Origin of the sequence: Acinetobacter sp. YH12098, assembly GCF_013419235.1 — a bacterium.
Taxonomy (GTDB): domain Bacteria; phylum Pseudomonadota; class Gammaproteobacteria; order Pseudomonadales; family Moraxellaceae; genus Acinetobacter; species Acinetobacter amyesii.
This window is the reverse complement of sequence record NZ_VPAO01000059.1, coordinates 1-16,162: the sequence shown is the minus strand read 5'-3', so window position 1 is coordinate 16,162 and position 16,162 is coordinate 1. Positions and strand designations below refer to the sequence as shown.

The following is a 16,162-nucleotide window of genomic DNA, read 5'->3' as shown; positions in this document are numbered from 1 at the left end:
AGGAATTGCCACAAGATACGATAAGCTAAAACGTAACTATCAAAGCGCTGTTGCTTTAGCTTGTATATTTATATGGTTGCCTCTTTAGCTCAATTTATCGGCTGTAAATGTCAACACACCCTAATCATTATTCAATATTATTGATTATATTTTTGAATATTCGCAATTTTTTATATCGTAAAGAAAAGCCTTGCTGTGAGCCAGAAAAACTTGACCTTCCCATTATGGTAAAGTTTAAGCTATAAGCTAAAACAAGCATATATAATTGGGATGTTGCCATGACAGATTCGACAGAACGCAAACTTTTAGACGGCACACTTGCTATTGAAGGGATGACCTGTGCTTCTTGTGTGGCACGGGTCGAAAAAGCCTTAAAAAAAGTCGATGGCATCACTGATGCTCAAGTGAATTTAGCCACTGAAACAGCACATGTTCAGAGTGATAAAAATGTGGATTATTCTGCTGTAATTCAGGCCGTTGAAAAGGCAGGTTTTGGCGTTGCACAAAAGCAGATTGAACTTGAAATTGAAGGAATGACTTGCGCATCGTGTGTTGCACGTGTTGAAAAAGCCTTAAAGGTAGTTCCAGAAGTCATCGATGCAAAAGTGAATTTGGCAACTGAAAAAGCCACGATTACGGCATTGGCATCTGTTGAAAATTCTGCATTGGCGAAGTCCGTAGAAAAAGCAGGTTTTCATATTGCACAGCCCAATATTGAATTAAATATTGACGGTATGACCTGTGCTTCATGTGTAGCACGGGTTGAAAAAGCCTTAAACGCTGTAGACGGTGTCAGTAAAGCAACGGTAAATTTAGCCAGTGAAAAAGCCTTTGTTCAGGCGCCAGTTTCAAAAACACAAGAATTGATCGCGGCAGTAAAAAAAGCGGGATACAATGCGACCGTTGCTACGCAGCAACAACCGACAATGGCAGAAAAAAAAGCCGACGAAGCTCGGTTACTCAAACGTGATTTAATCATCGCATTGGTACTCGCTGTTCCTGTTTTTATCTTGGAGATGGGATCACACATGATTCCAGCTTTTCATCATTTTATTGCGCATAATTTAGGGACACAAAATAGTTGGTATATTCAGTTTATATTAACCACTTTGGTGTTAATCCTACCCGGAAGACGCTTTTATCAGCACGGCATACCAGCACTTGCGCGACTTGCCCCGGATATGAATTCTTTGGTCGCAGTCGGGACTTTATCTGCTTATAGTTTTTCTTGTGTTGCAACATTTGCTCCGCAATTATTACCGCAAGGTACGGTTCATGTGTACTTTGAAGCAGCCGCAGTAATTGTGGCGTTGATTCTTTTGGGTCGTTTTATGGAGGCGAAAGCCAAAGGTAAAACATCGCAAGCCATTCAATACTTAGTCGGCATGCAACCCAAAACAGCACGTGTAGAGCAATCTGGAAGCTATATAGATTTGCCGATTAGTGATGTTGAAACAGGTATGTTGATTGAAATACGGCCTGGTGAACGTTGCCCAGTTGATGGTGCTGTAGTGTCTGGGAACAGTTATATTGATGAATCGATGATCAGTGGAGAGCCGATTCCGGTCGAGAAAAAAGCCGGTGATGAAGTTGTCGGTGGTACGATTAACCAAAATGGGGCATTGAAAATACAAGCCACTGCGGTAGGTCAAGATTCTGTTTTGGCACAAATTATCCATATGGTCGAACAAGCTCAGGGTTCAAAATTACCGATTCAAGCTTTGGTGGATAAAGTCACGTTATGGTTTGTACCGGTGGTGATGGCGTTGGCGTTGATCACCTTTTTAGTTTGGTATGTTGTAGGACCTGAACCGAGTTTAACCTATGCATTAGTCAATGCTGTAGCAGTTCTGATCATCGCATGTCCATGTGCAATGGGTTTGGCAACGCCAACGTCTATTATGGTCGGTACAGGGCGAGGTGCAGAGCTTGGAGTATTGTTCCGTAAAGGTGAAGCCTTACAACAACTCAAAAATACGCAAGTGGTTGCGGTCGATAAAACTGGGACATTGACGGAAGGTAAACCGAAACTGACAGATTTTGAAGTCACTGAAGCATTTGATAAAGATCGTGTATTTCAGTTATTGGCCTCCGTAGAGCAGAAATCTGAACATCCAATTGCCTATGCCATCGTACAAGCTGCGAAAGAGATGCAAGTGCAACTTTTAGAGGTTGAACAGTTTGATTCCGTGACTGGTGCTGGGATTCAGGCCGTTGTTGAAGGACAAAGCATTTATATCGGTGCAGATCATTTGATGCATAAACTTGGTTTAGATACACAAATCTTTTCATCACTGGCGGAACGCATGGGCAATGAAGGGAAAACCCCGCTCTATGTATCGATCGATCAACAGCTTGCTGCCATTGTTGCTGTTGCCGACCCGATCAAAGCTACAACCTTTACAGCCATTCAAGCTTTGCATGATTTAGGGCTGAAAGTGGCCATGATTACAGGCGATAACCGACATACTGCTTCTGCCATAGCACGACAGTTGAAGATTGATCATGTGATCGCTGAAGTAATGCCAGACCAAAAAGTGCAATCTGTACAACAATTGCAAAAAGAACATGGTGTTGTTTGTTTTGTGGGCGATGGTATTAATGATGCGCCTGCACTTGCGCAAGCAGATGTGGGCATGGCGATTGGTACAGGGACAGATGTGGCGATAGAGGCTGCGGACGTGGTGCTCATGTCGGGTAATTTACAAATGGTACCGACAGCAATCGCACTGAGCACAGCGACGATGAATAATATTCGCCAAAACCTATTTTGGGCATTTATTTACAATGCAGCATTGATTCCTGTCGCTGCAGGTGTGTTATATCCATTCTTTGGCATACTGCTTTCACCTATGTTCGCAGCAGGTGCAATGGCACTTTCATCGGTGTTTGTTGTGTCGAATGCCTTGCGTTTAAAAGCATTTAAAGGGCCAGTTTTTCAGGAGTCTTGAGATGAATATTGGACAAGCAGCGAAAGCATCGGGCATTTCTGCAAAAATGATCCGCTATTATGAATCGATTGGGCTGTTAAATAATGCGCAGCGCACTGATGCAGGCTATCGAATTTACTCGGAAGCCGATATTAAAACCTTGAGTTTCTTAAGACATGCGCGTGATTTAGGTTTTTCTTCTGAACAAATGAAAGATTTACTTGGGCTTTGGAAAAATCAAAGTCGGCAAAGTGTAGAAGTTAAAGCATTGGCGTTAAAACACATCCAGACCTTAAATCAAAAAATCGCAGACTTACAGGCCATGGTTGAGATCTTGCAACAGTCCGTCGATGGCTGTGCCGGTAATGATCAAGCCGATTGTACGATTTTAAATCAAATCGAAACGGGCATGGCTGAGTGCTGCCATACAGCAAAGATTTAAACCCGCTTGACTTTACAATCGTGGCAAGGTTTATAGTGTTGTTATTAGAAAAGAAGGATGAACAGCATGAAATTTCGTATTGATAATATGACATGTGGTGGTTGCGCACGTAGCGTGACAGCAACGATTAAAGACTTAGATGAAAATGCAACGGTCACTATTGATGTAGCCACTAAATTAGTTGAGGTTGAATCCAGTGCTAGTGCAGAGCAATTGATTAGCGCTTTAACCGAAGATGGTTTCCCACCTGTGATTGCATAACTTAGATATTGTGCAATATATAAAAAAGCCGAAAAGTTGTTCGGCTTTTTTATTTCTCAATCAATTTTATACGGCTGAAATTTTATCTGGCGTCATCAGCGCCTGATTAATATATAGCTTGATTAAACGTTCACGTGAACCGATTGATTTTTGATAATGCGTCGAATTAAGGAGTAGGGATGCACCATAAGTGACCGTCCAAATATAGGATAAATAATCACGTATCGACATTGCGCTTTCAAGTGATTTTAAATAATCACTGGTCATGTCCTTAATTTCAATAATACGTTCTTCACGGACACGATAGAGCTCTTCAAATAACTCTTTTAATTTACGTTCATTATTGGTTAGACGTTCTTCAATGACATGTAATAATATAGTTCGATTAGAATTCAACATATTATAAAGCATATATTGTGAAACATAAGTTTTAATATCATGATTATATTTTTTTGAAATTTCTAATAATCGTTTTTCATTTAAGATAATCAGTTCTAAATATAATTGGTTTTTACTTTTAAAATGTTTATAAATCGTGCCTTTGGCAATATCTAGTTCACAAGCTAACTCACTTAAGGTGATGTCTTGATTATTATCTAATAGCAGGGTTTCTGCCATGGCTAAAATTTTTTCCTTGCGAAGGATAAAATTTTGTTGGCGTACTGAACTCATGATACCTGTTCCATAAACAGCTTGAGGGTGAACAAGCCTAGCTTAAGCTAAATCTTGTGAATCTTACATTCCACTATGGTCTCAAATATTACATAAATTGGTTTAAAAATAAACACATTAGTAGAGTGCGTAAAGCATATAGAATTCATAGCATAAAATTAATGTCAATAAAACTGAACCCTTGAGGTCATTTTTTTGAAATAAAATTCCATTTTTATTTTTTTTAATTTATTGTCTTTTCGCTTTTACAACAAAAGCAGCATTTAACAAAACGGTCTTGGTTGTTATGTTATTAATACAACCTAAATTAAACATGATTATGGGTACTATTATGTTTGGTTTTAATCAATTACCAATTATAAATTTAGTCAACTCAATAAATTTATTTAAGTGTAATAAAATAATGCTGCTCAAAATATCAGGTGGTTATTTTTCACTTGTCGGTAAAAACACATTATCTATATTCTTTTTAGATATCTATCTGAAAAAACAGATCTTTAAAAAAATCCACACAAAATTGATTTGATGATTTTGTGCGGGAGCGTGCAACTTTAAAAAAGTACTTTGTCAAAGACGCTGACAAAGCCTGTAGAAAAGGAAAGTACAATGCCAATATACAATGCGCCGTTAAAGGACATGGACTTCATCTTAAATGATGTATTCAATGCAGATGAGTTCTGGCAGTCAAATGAAAACTTAGCTCATATTGATATGGCGACTGCAAATGCTATTTTAGAAGAAATGGCTAAGTTTTCTAAAAACGTTATTCTAGACTTGAACCGTACAGCCGATGAAGAAGGTGGTGCGCAGTTTAGTAATGGTGTTGTTACTACGCCTACAGGGTTTAAAGACGCTTTTAAACAATTCGCCGAAGGTGGTTGGGTTGGTTTAGGCGCTTCTGAAGAATGGGGCGGCCAAAACATGCCGAAAATGTTGACGGTACTTGCTGACGAAATGATTTGGAGTACCAATCCATCATTTATGTTGTATCCACTACTGACTGTGGGTGCAGGTATGGCGATTAATGACCGTGCTTCGCAAGAGCAAAAAGAAACCTATCTTCCAAAATTTTATACGGGTGAATGGTCAGGCACTATGTGTTTAACTGAACCACATTCAGGGACTGATTTGGGGATCATTAAAACCAAAGCAGAGCCGAATGAAGATGGTTCATTTAATATTACAGGCACGAAAATTTTCATCACCAGTGGTGAACATGATTTGTGTGAAAACATCATCCATCTTGTGTTAGCAAAAACGCCAAATGCACCTGCGGGTTCACGTGGTATTTCATTGTTTATCGTTCCAAAATTCCATGTCAATGCCGATGGCTCAGTCGGTGAACGTAATGCTGTTTCAGCGGGTTCAATTGAACACAAGATGGGTATTAAAGGTTCTGCAACGTGTGTTATGAACTTTGATGGTGCCAAAGGTTATATCGTTGGTAAAGAAAACGAAGGTCTTGCGGCGATGTTTGTCATGATGAACTATGAACGTTTATCGATGGGTATCCAAGGGATTGGCGCTGCAGAATTTGCTTACCAAAATGCTGCACAGTATGCGACTGATCGTCTACAAGGTCGTTCTGCGACAGGTGTGAAATCTCCTGAAAAACCAGCAGACTCTATTTTAGTACATGGTGATGTACGTCGTATGTTGTTGAATGTACGCGCCAACAACGAAGCATCTCGTGCATTTGCTGTGTATGTTGGCCAGCAACTGGATATTACAAAATATTCAACTGACGAAGCTGCTGTGAAAAAAGCCAATGACCGCGTGGCTTTATTGACACCTATTGCAAAAGCCTACCTAACAGATACAGCCCTACAAGCTACTTTAGAAGCGCAAATGTGCTTTGGTGGTCATGGCTATATCCGTGAATGGGGTATGGAGCAATGCATTCGTGACTTACGTATTTCACAGATTTACGAAGGCACAAATGGCGTACAAGCGATTGATTTAATTGGACGCAAAACCACGAAATGTAATGGTGCATTTATTGCCGAATACATTGCTGAAATTCGTGACTTTGCTGTAACCATGGCTGATTCAAAAGTTAAATCTGCAGCATTGCAAGTTTCTGACGAAGTTGAAGCATTAACGCAATTCATTGTAGAACAATCTAAGACCACCCCAGACTTTAGCAGTTCGGTGGCAGTCGATTACCTGCACGCTGTTGGTTTACTCAGCTTCGTTTATATGTTTGCGCGTATTAGCAAAGCTGCGGCTGCAAAACCAGAGAGCTTCTTCCAAAACAAACTGGTACTCGCAGATTTCTATGTTGAGAAAGTTCTACCTGACCTTGCTGCCCGTGCTCAACGCATTAAAGCAGGTTCTGAACTTATCATGCAGCTATCTGAAGAATACTTCACCGCTCAATCTTAAGGTTTCATCGAAACCACTGTGAAAAACATTAAGATGGAAAATCTGAGGAACCAGTCATGGTTCCTTGGGGTTAAAAGATTTAAAACAGGATGAAATAAGAAATGATTGTAATTGTAGATGGCGTACGTACAGCGATGGGTGGTTTTCAGGGTTCACTTTCATCTTGTACAGCCCCAGACTTAGGTGCTGCAGCGATTCAGGCTGTTGTTGCACGTGCAGGTTTAGAACCTACAGATATTGACGAAGTTATTTTTGGCTGTGTATTACCGGCTGGTCTTAAACAAGGTCCTGCACGCCAAGCGATGCGTCAAGCAGGTTTACCAGATACAACGGGTGCCACCACGATTAATAAAATCTGTGGTTCAGGCATGAAGGCGGTGATGCAAGCAGCTGATGCGATTAAAGCCGGTTCGGCCAATATTGTGGTTGCAGGTGGTATGGAGTCGATGTCAAATGCGCCATATTTACTTGAAAAAGCGCGTTCAGGCTATCGTATGGGTCATGGTAAAACCACAGACCACATGTTTCAAGAAGGCTTAGAAGATGCTGAGACAGGTTTGTCGATGGGCATCCTTGCACAAGATATGGCAGATAAAAAAGGCTATACCCGTGAACAGCAAGATGCTTTTGCCATCAACTCACTCAATAAAGCCGTCGCAGCGATTCAAGGTGGTTTCTTCAAAAATGAAATCGTGCCGGTTACCGTTAAAAGCCGTAAAGGTGACGTCGTTGTTGACACAGATGAACAGCCTTTAAGTGCTAAGCCTGAAAAAATCCCTACACTGCGTCCTGCATTCAAAAAAGACGGCACGATCACAGCTGCCAATGCCAGCTCAATTTCTGACGGTGCATCTGCTTTGGTAGTTACATCAGAAGAAACGGCCCAAGCACGTGGTTTAACACCACTGGCAAAAGTCGTTGCTTATGCTACAAATTCACAGCATCCGTCAGAGTTCACGATTGCTCCAGTCGGTGCTATTGAGAAAGTACTTGCACAAGCCGGTTGGGATGCACAAGAAGTTGACCTGTGGGAAGTCAATGAAGCATTTGCCATGGTTACAATGCTGGCGATTGATGGATTTAACTTAGATGAAGCAAAAGTGAACATTCATGGTGGTGCTTGCTCACTTGGTCACCCACTAGGTTCATCTGGTTCACGTATTATTGTGACGCTGATTCATGCCTTAAAACGCACTGGCGGTAAAAAAGGTGTCGCAGCACTGTGTATTGGTGGCGGTGAAGCAACTGCAATTGCGGTTGAACTGATTTAATTTGCCTCAATTTATATAAGTAAGCTTTTAGATAAGTACGTTTTTAGATAAGCAATAACAAACGCTATCTCAGTTCGCTGGGATGGCGAAAAAAGATGTTTATTTTGAGATATTTGTTTTTTGAGATTTAATTATGAATGGTTTAGATCGCATTCGCTTACTCTCCCTTCGCGACAAAGTAATGTCTGCTGAAAAAGCGATTGAGTTAATTCAAGATGGTTCAGTGGTTGGTTTAAGTGGTTTTGGTGGTGCAGGTGAGGCAAAGACGGTTCCATTGGCACTTGCAGATCATGCAGTTTCACATCCTCTTCGTATCACGTTGGCAACGGGTGCTAGTTTAGGAAATAGTATCGATGGTCGCCTCAATGCGGCACATGCGATAGAACGTCGTTATCCGTATCAGGCAGATCCTGGTTTACGTAAAGCCATTAACGCTGGCGAGGTCATGTATATTGACCAACACTTGTCTGAAATGGCCGATAATATTCGTCATCATAATTTACCGCGCATTAATGTGGCCGTTATTGCAGCGACTGCAATTACCGAAGATGGTCAAGTTATTCCGACAGGTTCATGTGGTAACTCAGCCAATTTCATTGAAATGGCAGATCATGTGATTATTGAAATTGATAATACGATTAACCCAGTGCTCGAAGGTGTACATGATATTTATGTGCCGAAAGCGCGACCAAACCGTGGGCCAATTCCACTGACTCAGGTCGGTGAACGTATTGGTACGATTGGGATCAATGTCAGCCCCGATAAGATTTCAGCTATTGTGTTGAATGATCTGCCAGATACCCAGTTTAAAATGGATGAACCTGATGCTGAAACCCTAGCGATTGCTCAGCACCTGATTGATTTCTTTGAAGGTGAAGTCGCAGCAGGGCGTTTGCCTGAAAATTTGGGCCCGCTACAGTCAGGTGTGGGTTCGATTGCCAATGCTGTATTCGCAGGTTTTGAGCATTCTAATTTCCATGATTTGGAAATGTATTCAGAAGTACTACAAGACTGTACTTTCCAGCTAATTGATTCTGGAAAAATGAAATTTGCCTCAGGCTGTTCAATGACGTTGTCTGAGCCTTGCGCACAGCGCGTGATGAACAATTTTGATCAGTACAAAGACAAAATTGTGTTACGTCCACAAGAGCTATCCAATAACCCTGAAATCATTCGACGTTTAGGCATTATCGCGATTAATACGGCGCTTGAGTTTGATATTTACGGAAACGTAAATTCGACCCATGTGACGGGTACCAAAATGATGAATGGTATTGGTGGTTCTGGAGACTTTACTCGTCATGCGCACATTGCCATTTTCGTAACCAAGTCGATTGCAAAAGGCGGTGCGATTTCATCTGTAGTCCCAATGGTGAGTCATACCGACCATACTGACCATGACGTTGATATCGTGGTTACAGAGCAGGGCTTGGCAGATTTACGTGGTCTTTCACCACGTGAGCGTGCACGTAAAGTCATTGAAATCTGTGCGCATCCAGATTATCGCGCAGCATTGTTGAGCTACTTTGAACGCGCATGTGAGCGTGGTGGTCAAACGCCGCATATTTTAAAAGAGGCTTTGTCTTGGCATGCCACTTTTGAAGAAACCGGTTCAATGCGTCAAATCGTATAAATCTAAAGATTGAAAATATTTAAATAAGCCCACGATCAAGTGGGCTTATTTATTATGAAAGACTACAAATGTTTCAAAACATGACAAAAGAAAAACAGCAGGACTTGGTTTGCAACTTTTACACAACATGAACGGTCTTAAGTTCTCTTCAAGGCTTTCTATAATGCAAAACTCATTGACAAAGAAGGTCAGTATTTTGAAAAAGATTCAATTATTTTCTGCGATGTTGTTCGCAGTTCTCCTCACTGCATGTAAACAAAGTCCAGCGCCTGATTATGCTGGAACATGGCAAAATACCGCAGTAGGGTGGTGTTTCAAAAAGTATGCTGGCGTTAAACAAATCCGTTATTAAGGTAAAAGAAAGTCAAATCAAAGGCTTTAAAATGATTTTCGAGCTTTTTAGAAAAGTTGCAACTTCTCCTAAATCCACGCCTGATTCGATGACGAATTCTACAATTGTTACCTTCAATACCGACGGTAAAAAACTTACCGATCACTTGCTTGCAACATTGAAATGCTGTGATAAAACTATCCCAGTGATCACTCGCAATTCGAGCATATTGAACCCCAAGCTTTTTAAGTCTAGCTTTAAGACGTTGAACCGTTGCTAAATCCCGCTTACCCCAAACATAAGCAACAATTTCTCCAGATTTTCGATGGTAGGCATAAATAAGCCATTGTTTATTTTGTTTATTCCCTAAAAAGTCCAAAGTTCATCGACTTCAAGACATTCGTAGTGGCTTTGTTTAGGCTGAATCTGATAGATCGATTCACTTAAGGTTCGTAATACCTTGCCAATGCTGATACGCTCGACTTCAGCAATATCTCTTACACCGCTTCCTCTGACCATTAAATGTAATATCTTGCCGGTAATACCTGAGTTACACCCTTGATAGCTTAATGCATGATCACCAATAAACTGACGTTTGCAATCTTTGCACTGATGGTTTTGTTTCCCATCTACTTTGATGCCATTTCTCTTTATATTGTTACTTAGACAGGTAGGACATTTGATTTGTAGCGTTATTTTCATACCTCTATTTTATCAAAAGCCATATTGTTTTTTTCAGCATACTTTTTGAAACACCACCCGCAGTAGATCCGCAACTTGAAAATGCGCTGATTATTAGTAAAAATGGTGAAAACTATTTCATTACCAATACTTTAAAAGATAAACAAAGTGGTAAATCTGAAAAGAAAAATCCTGTACCTGCATCTGTCGCTGAATCTGGTTTACTGGCTGTAAACTCTGGTACAGGTGCTGTTGAATTTGCGATTGACGAAAAAACTGGAAATTTAGTCGGGTCTGGATCAATTTATAAAAAAGTAAAATAGATCAATTATCTATTGATGCAAAAATATCAAAAGCAGCCTCTAAATTGGGCTGCTTTTTTAACTTTAAAGCGAATGTTTATTTGCTTTAACTCAGTTCAAAACCGAAGAGAAATCATGGATAAAATAATCCGCTTTATTTTTGATTTGCTCAATTTCGTGTTCTGAATATGCATCATACACGGCAACGACTTCAATACCCGCAGCATTTGCGGCTTCTACACCAATGAGTGAATCTTCAAAAATTAAACATTCTTCAGGTCTTACTGCAAAATGTTCAATCGCCTGTAAATAGACTTCAGGATGCGGCTTAATATTTTTGACATTTTCACGGGTCAGGATCAGATCAAAACTATTTTCAAAATGCAGCTTTGGATAAATGTTAATATTTTTTTGATATCGATAAATATTTTGCAGGCTGGTCGTGGTGGTAATTGCCACCTGAATGCCTTGCTGAATGAGCTGTTGAACAAATAACGCTGCATGTGGTTTAAGCAAGATGATATGTTCTAAAAAATGCTGTGAAATGGCATATCGTTGCTGTTTGATTTGATCAGCCGTGTGTTGTTCAATTCTATAAGTATCTTTTAGATAGTTACAGTACATTAAGTAAGGGTCTGGTGTGTTTTTAAATAATTGCAGCTGAATGTCACGTTCACGTTGAATTAAACCCAGTTGGATGGTTTGTCCAGTTAACTGTTGAATCAAATCTGCATCGACCTGATTCCACACGCCAACAGAGTCGATAAGTGTGCCATCTAAATCAAAACAAACCAGTTTTTTTCCTTGAAGCATGTTGATATCCAAATTCGTGCTGTGTCTATTATGCGGACGGATTGGAGTGTTGAAAAGCTGATTGCAACTGAGCAGGCTAAACTGGCGTTTCATCTGCAATAAAAGTAATATTTCGTTATTGGCTTTTTGTATAATTCAGCAGATGATGCACAGCATAACTTGCAATATTTAATTAGGGATTAAATCTTTCGTGTTTGAATTGGACTGTAAACTTCTTAGCATTTTTTTTCATGTTTATAAGTACAAAAATGTGTCACAAGCTGCTGAACACTTGCAGATGAGTCAGCCTACAGTCAGTAATATTTTAAATAAAATACGACAGCATTATAACGACCCCTTATTTTTACGTATCGGCAATGAAATGGTGCCTACGGAGTTATCGCGTCAATTATTTCCTTTAGTCAGCGAAGCCTTGAGTAAAGTCGAAGCCATTAATAATTTTACGATTAATTTTGATCAAGCCATTTCAGATCAACAATTTACTCTAGCCATGACCGATGTTTCTCATTTGGTTTTATTGCCTAAAATCAGCCAATATCTAAAAAAACACGCGCCACAAATACGTCTAAATGTACGACCGATTACCACTGAAACCAGTTATCAAATGGCGAATGGCGAAATTGATTTAGCATTGGGGTTTTTACCACATTTGGAAAGCGGTTTTTATCAACAAAAACTGTTTGAGCAATATTATGTGGTGATTGCAGCTAAGGATCATCCACGATTAACGGGTGACACCATTACAACTGAGCAATATTTATCAGAGTCGCATATTGATATTGATGCTGGGATGGGGCACTACCATATTGAAAATGAGTTGCTTAACCTTGATTTAAAACGTGATATTTTGATGCGATTACCTAGTTATTTAGGTGTGGGCTTGGTTGTGCAAGACACTGATGCGATTGCTACTGTGCCGTACTACTTGAGTGAAGTATTGCTTTCGCGCGGCAACTTAAAAATATTTGACGCACCGATTGCATTTCCAACCTATGGCGTGAAGCAATATTGGCATATGTCCTGCCATCATAAAACCAGCCATCAATGGCTGCGTCATATGTTCCATGAAATCTTAGTGAAATAGCTGCGCCGGCGAATTCTGTTTGCTGCCTACTCCGCTCCGGCTGCAGGCAGGCAAGCTTATTTACTGTATTGATTTAAACTTTTCTTATTTATAAGAAATATGCATAATAAGATGCTGTTTTAGCTTTGCATTTTACAATTATTTATTACTTTTTGGGGTTTAGGGGTTCACTGTTTATGATTTACTGCTTTTATGGGAATCAAGCCGATCATGCCCATGAAGAGCGCATGCTTCAGAATTTTTTATCACAGCTGCAGCTGGACTGGGATGGTCCAGAAAAATGGATTTATATCGTTTATAACGCCATGTGGAATGGGCAGGATGTAGATTTTGTCTGTTTTAGCCCTTTTTCAATTATAGTGGGCGACTTTAAAAGCTATACCGGCGCACTGACAGCCGGTGAGAACGGCCTTTGGAAGCTGCTGAATCATAATAACGAATTGATTGAAGTCAAAGGCGGCAATCAGTTCAACCCTTACCGCCAGCTGCGCAATAATAAATTTTCCCTGCTGAATTTTTTAAGCAATGAACCGGCTTTCAGCCGCTGTGAACTGGGGCATATCGGCGCCGTCACGGTGTTTACGGCATTAACAGATGTCGAAGATCAGCTGAGTGAAAAAACCCGGAAGTGGATGGGCATTACGGATATCGCGCATTGCAGCGCATATTTTGCGGCTAAAAAAAGCGCTGGTATCCGCTTAGAGCAGCAGTGGGTGTCCGAACTGATGGGCAAAATGAACTTAATGCCCTATGAATGGCAGCCAAAACCGCCGGTTGATGCTGTTGCGCATGCATATTTAACGCCTAAAGCTGTGCCGGATACAGCAGCGCCGCTGCAGGTGAAAAAGCGGCCGGCGCAAATAAAGCCCCCGCGCAGCAGCCGGCAGCCGGCGCTGAGTAAATTTTGGCCGATAGTGTTTCTTGCATCACTGCTGCTTATTCCAGCCGCATGGCAAAAAATCGGGAATATTTTCATCCAAATGATGAGCAAAAAAACCGAAAGCGCTGTCAGTGAAACTTTGCATCAAAGCACCGCGGACACTCGGGGCCGTGCAGAAACGGACGCATCCTCAGACCAGCCTCAGGCAGAACTGAAATGGTCGGATGAAAAGCCGGCGAAGCGGACACAGCAGCAGGATGATTTTTGGGAAAACCGCCCGAGAAGCCTTGAGCGGCCGGAAGCAGAACGGCCCGCGCCAGCGGTCCAATTGATCGAACCTGCGGTGCAAAAACCGAAGCAGCAGCCGGCAGCAGAACAAATACTGCAGCCGAAGCGCGGAGAGCAGAATCCGCCGCCGGTTATTGCTGAAACACGCGCAAATCCGGCGCCCCGCGCAGAAGAAGCGAGAACGCCATCCGCCGCAGCGGAAGAAAAAATACAGGCTGATGACCTTGATTCACGCTTAAGAGATTCGAGCTACTAAAGCCTGCATAAATTTGAATTACAGGATGTATCACTAAAAATGCACATATTTTCAAAGAAAATCATTCCGCTTGCGATCAGTATGCTGGTTTTAGCCGCGCCGGCAGCGGTCTATGCTTTGCCTTCACAGGGGCAGTTTGATCAGACGATGGATGAGCTGAAAAATGCGCCATCCGGCAAACAGAAGCCTTATATCAACCAGCTGACACAATGGGCAAAAGAAGGCCATACACCATCACAGGTCAATCTGGGGCAAATGTATCTGCAAGGAGATTTTGTTCAAAAAGATCTGCGTCAGGCCTATGAATGGACCAATGCAGCCGCAGCAAAAAACAATCCAAAAGCGCAAAATAATTTAGGCAAGATGTATCTTCGCGGCATGGGGGTAAAAAAGGATACTTTAAAAGCCTATGAATTATTCGGCAAAGCTGCCCAAACAGGCCTTTCAGATGCGCACTACAACTTGGGGGTAATGTCTGAGCAAGGCATTGGCGTTGAAATGTACTTGCCTTCTGCATTCGGCTATTACCTGACTGCAGTTAAAACAGAGGCGCCGCAAATGCTGCAGCGGAATTTGGAACGCGCCAAGCAAGGCCGCGCCATAGCGCAAAATGATTTGGGCTATATGTATGCGATCGGATTTGGAACTGAAAAAAATTCACAGCAGGCGCTCTATTGGTTTGAGCAAGCTGCAAAACAGCAGCTGCCTGAAGCGATGAATAATTTAGCTGTGCTGTATGACGGTTCCGGCGAGTTCATAGCTAAAAATTTTGATCCGGGTTATTACAAGGCGATTAAGCATTACAGATCCTCTTTAACCGATTCAAAGCGCTTGGAAAATACCGCTACGCGGGTAGCTTTAAATCGTGATTTGGCTAATCATTATTTTGCTTTGGCTTTGAAATTAAAGCATCCGGCTGCCCAATTCAATATGGCTAAAAAATATGAAACCGGGCTGGGTGTAAAAACAGACCTGCAGCAGGCAGTGCAGCTGTATCAGGCTTCTATCGCTCAAGGCTTTACTTTGGCTGAGTTTGGTTTAGCCCGATTGTATCTCGATCAAAATGACGCGGTCAGCAGAGCAAAAGCGCTTCCGCTGTTTGAGAGCGCAGCGCGCAAAGGGGACAGCCGCGCCATGAATTATGCCGCGCTGCTCTCTGGACACACGATTGATATACCCGGCTGGTTCAATCCAGAAGAAAATATAGGGCCTGAAGCCTTTCAGCGCTGGGTAAAGACACAGCCGAGGGATCAATTGACTGAGGAAGATTATACAGAAGCAGGCATACAAAAGCTGACCGAGCAAGCGCAGCGCGGAAGCGCATCGGCGCAGTATAAGCTGGCGATATTTAGATCCGAAGGTTTTAAATATTTGCAGCAAGATTATGCAGAAGCGGAAAAGCTATTTAAAGCAGCAGCTGCGCAAGGAAATGCCCATGCCATTTATAAGTTAGGCTGGCTCTATTCACGTGAATATGTACCGGCTGCGAAGGACGCATCTGACAGCAGTCTGTTTGCTAGTCATAAATTAGCGCTGGCTTATTTTGAAGCGGCAGCCGCTCAACGTGTTCCAGAAGCGCAGCATGAATTAGCGATGACCTATTATGAGGGCATGGGGGTCGAAAAAAATCCGGCGCTGGCTGCAAGCTATTACCGTCAAGCCGCAGCAAGCGGATTTCCCCCTGCAGTAAGATGGATCAACCGGTTCAAAGATGCAGACCGTAAATAACGCGGATTACTGAAGACTTCCTCACCGAAAGATCAAGCTGAATAAGCGGTTTCCTTACCATATATAAGCGCTCAGATGCTATAGCCAAATCCTAAAAACTATAGAACAATAGAGATATGGGATATTCAAAAGATTTTAAAGACAAAGTCATAGAAATTATGATTCGAGATGAAATGTCTGTGCGAAAAGCAGCACAGCATTTTAA

Annotated in this window: 12 protein-coding genes and 4 pseudogenes; 13 read left to right on the top strand and 3 right to left on the bottom strand. The window is 41.6% G+C overall.

The annotated features are described in order from the left end of the window. From FTU38_RS15695 to FTU38_RS15680, 5 genes and pseudogenes are all read left to right on the top strand, one after another. A pseudogene (locus FTU38_RS15695) lies at nucleotides 1–88 on the top strand (IS5/IS1182 family transposase); the annotation flags it as partial. Between the two features lie 190 nt (nucleotides 89–278). Beyond that, nucleotides 279–488: pseudogene (locus FTU38_RS17070) on the top strand (heavy metal-associated domain-containing protein); the annotation flags it as partial. A 24-nt stretch (nucleotides 489–512) separates the two neighbouring features. Continuing rightward, the gene (locus FTU38_RS15690) at nucleotides 513–2,951 is read left to right on the top strand and encodes a copper-translocating P-type ATPase (RefSeq protein WP_373684013.1); all 2,439 of its coding nucleotides are present in this window, start codon (nucleotides 513–515) and stop codon (nucleotides 2,949–2,951) included. Between the two features lies 1 nt (nucleotide 2,952). Continuing rightward, nucleotides 2,953–3,372, top strand: coding sequence for a Cu(I)-responsive transcriptional regulator (cueR, locus tag FTU38_RS15685; RefSeq protein ID WP_180003682.1), 420 nt, complete (start codon nucleotides 2,953–2,955; stop codon nucleotides 3,370–3,372). A 66-nt stretch (nucleotides 3,373–3,438) separates the two neighbouring features. Continuing rightward, complete coding sequence (locus FTU38_RS15680) at nucleotides 3,439–3,633, top strand: heavy-metal-associated domain-containing protein (protein WP_180003680.1); 195 nt, start codon at nucleotides 3,439–3,441, stop codon at nucleotides 3,631–3,633. A gap of 66 nt (nucleotides 3,634–3,699) precedes the next feature. Here FTU38_RS15680 and FTU38_RS15675 read toward each other — a convergent pair whose 3' ends face one another. Then, nucleotides 3,700–4,305 carry a TetR/AcrR family transcriptional regulator gene (locus tag FTU38_RS15675; protein ID WP_078190941.1) on the bottom strand — a complete coding sequence of 202 codons (606 nt, stop codon included), beginning with the start codon at nucleotides 4,303–4,305 and terminating at the stop codon, nucleotides 3,700–3,702. A 606-nt stretch (nucleotides 4,306–4,911) separates the two neighbouring features. On the opposite strand from FTU38_RS15675, the gene FTU38_RS15670 reads away from it, so the two are divergent. The 4 genes from FTU38_RS15670 to FTU38_RS15655 all read left to right on the top strand — a co-directional run bounded on the left by FTU38_RS15670 (nucleotide 4,912) and on the right by FTU38_RS15655 (nucleotide 9,946). After that, on the top strand, nucleotides 4,912–6,690 hold the full coding sequence (locus tag FTU38_RS15670; RefSeq protein WP_180003678.1) for an acyl-CoA dehydrogenase C-terminal domain-containing protein: 1,779 nt from the start codon (nucleotides 4,912–4,914) through the stop codon (nucleotides 6,688–6,690). A gap of 101 nt (nucleotides 6,691–6,791) precedes the next feature. Beyond that, on the top strand, nucleotides 6,792–7,961 hold the full coding sequence (locus FTU38_RS15665; protein WP_078193795.1) for a thiolase family protein: 1,170 nt from the start codon (nucleotides 6,792–6,794) through the stop codon (nucleotides 7,959–7,961). Nucleotides 7,962–8,094: 133 nt separating this feature from the next. Next, nucleotides 8,095–9,594, top strand: a complete 1,500-nt coding sequence (locus FTU38_RS15660; protein WP_180003676.1) for a succinate CoA transferase — start codon at nucleotides 8,095–8,097, stop codon at nucleotides 9,592–9,594. A 163-nt stretch (nucleotides 9,595–9,757) separates the two neighbouring features. Next, nucleotides 9,758–9,946 carry a hypothetical protein gene (locus FTU38_RS15655; RefSeq protein ID WP_180003674.1) on the top strand — a complete coding sequence of 63 codons (189 nt, stop codon included), beginning with the start codon at nucleotides 9,758–9,760 and terminating at the stop codon, nucleotides 9,944–9,946. Here FTU38_RS15655 and FTU38_RS15650 read toward each other — a convergent pair. Continuing rightward, nucleotides 9,927–10,627, bottom strand: a pseudogene (locus FTU38_RS15650) (IS1 family transposase). The gene FTU38_RS15655 and the pseudogene FTU38_RS15650 sit on opposite strands and share 20 nt — an antisense overlap. A gap of 65 nt (nucleotides 10,628–10,692) precedes the next feature. Here FTU38_RS15650 and FTU38_RS16975 point away from each other — a divergent pair. Next, nucleotides 10,693–10,929: pseudogene (locus tag FTU38_RS16975) on the top strand (hypothetical protein); the annotation flags it as partial. Nucleotides 10,930–11,019: 90 nt separating this feature from the next. Here the strand turns inward: FTU38_RS16975 and FTU38_RS15645 are convergent. Continuing rightward, complete coding sequence (locus FTU38_RS15645; RefSeq protein ID WP_180003672.1) at nucleotides 11,020–11,721, bottom strand: HAD family phosphatase; 702 nt, start codon at nucleotides 11,719–11,721, stop codon at nucleotides 11,020–11,022. A gap of 190 nt (nucleotides 11,722–11,911) precedes the next feature. Between FTU38_RS15645 and FTU38_RS15640 the strand changes: the two genes are divergently transcribed. The 3 genes from FTU38_RS15640 to FTU38_RS15630 all read left to right on the top strand — a co-directional run bounded on the left by FTU38_RS15640 (nucleotide 11,912) and on the right by FTU38_RS15630 (nucleotide 15,957). Then, the gene (locus tag FTU38_RS15640; protein WP_078190935.1) at nucleotides 11,912–12,805 is read left to right on the top strand and encodes a LysR substrate-binding domain-containing protein; all 894 of its coding nucleotides are present in this window, start codon (nucleotides 11,912–11,914) and stop codon (nucleotides 12,803–12,805) included. A 176-nt stretch (nucleotides 12,806–12,981) separates the two neighbouring features. Next, nucleotides 12,982–14,229, top strand: coding sequence for an NERD domain-containing protein (locus FTU38_RS15635; protein WP_180111782.1), 1,248 nt, complete (start codon nucleotides 12,982–12,984; stop codon nucleotides 14,227–14,229). Between the two features lie 39 nt (nucleotides 14,230–14,268). Next, nucleotides 14,269–15,957 carry a tetratricopeptide repeat protein gene (locus FTU38_RS15630; protein WP_180003668.1) on the top strand — a complete coding sequence of 563 codons (1,689 nt, stop codon included), beginning with the start codon at nucleotides 14,269–14,271 and terminating at the stop codon, nucleotides 15,955–15,957. Nucleotides 15,958–16,162: the final 205 nt, after the last annotated feature.

Excerpts from the sequence above, each read along its gene's own strand:
- FTU38_RS15665 (WP_078193795.1), top strand. The coding sequence starts at position 6,792 with ATGATTGTAATTGTAGATGGCGTACGTACAGCGATGGGTGGTTTTCAG.
- FTU38_RS15660 (WP_180003676.1), top strand. The coding sequence starts at position 8,095 with ATGAATGGTTTAGATCGCATTCGCTTACTCTCCCTTCGCGACAAAGTA.
- cueR (WP_180003682.1), top strand. The coding sequence starts at position 2,953 with ATGAATATTGGACAAGCAGCGAAAGCATCGGGCATTTCTGCAAAAATG.
- FTU38_RS15645 (WP_180003672.1), bottom strand. The coding sequence starts at position 11,721 with ATGCTTCAAGGAAAAAAACTGGTTTGTTTTGATTTAGATGGCACACTT.
- FTU38_RS15680 (WP_180003680.1), top strand. The coding sequence starts at position 3,439 with ATGAAATTTCGTATTGATAATATGACATGTGGTGGTTGCGCACGTAGC.
- FTU38_RS15670 (WP_180003678.1), top strand. The coding sequence starts at position 4,912 with ATGCCAATATACAATGCGCCGTTAAAGGACATGGACTTCATCTTAAAT.
- FTU38_RS15635 (WP_180111782.1), top strand. The coding sequence starts at position 12,982 with ATGATTTACTGCTTTTATGGGAATCAAGCCGATCATGCCCATGAAGAG.
- FTU38_RS15630 (WP_180003668.1), top strand. The coding sequence starts at position 14,269 with ATGCACATATTTTCAAAGAAAATCATTCCGCTTGCGATCAGTATGCTG.
- FTU38_RS15655 (WP_180003674.1), top strand. The coding sequence starts at position 9,758 with ATGCAAAACTCATTGACAAAGAAGGTCAGTATTTTGAAAAAGATTCAA.
- FTU38_RS15675 (WP_078190941.1), bottom strand. The coding sequence starts at position 4,305 with ATGAGTTCAGTACGCCAACAAAATTTTATCCTTCGCAAGGAAAAAATT.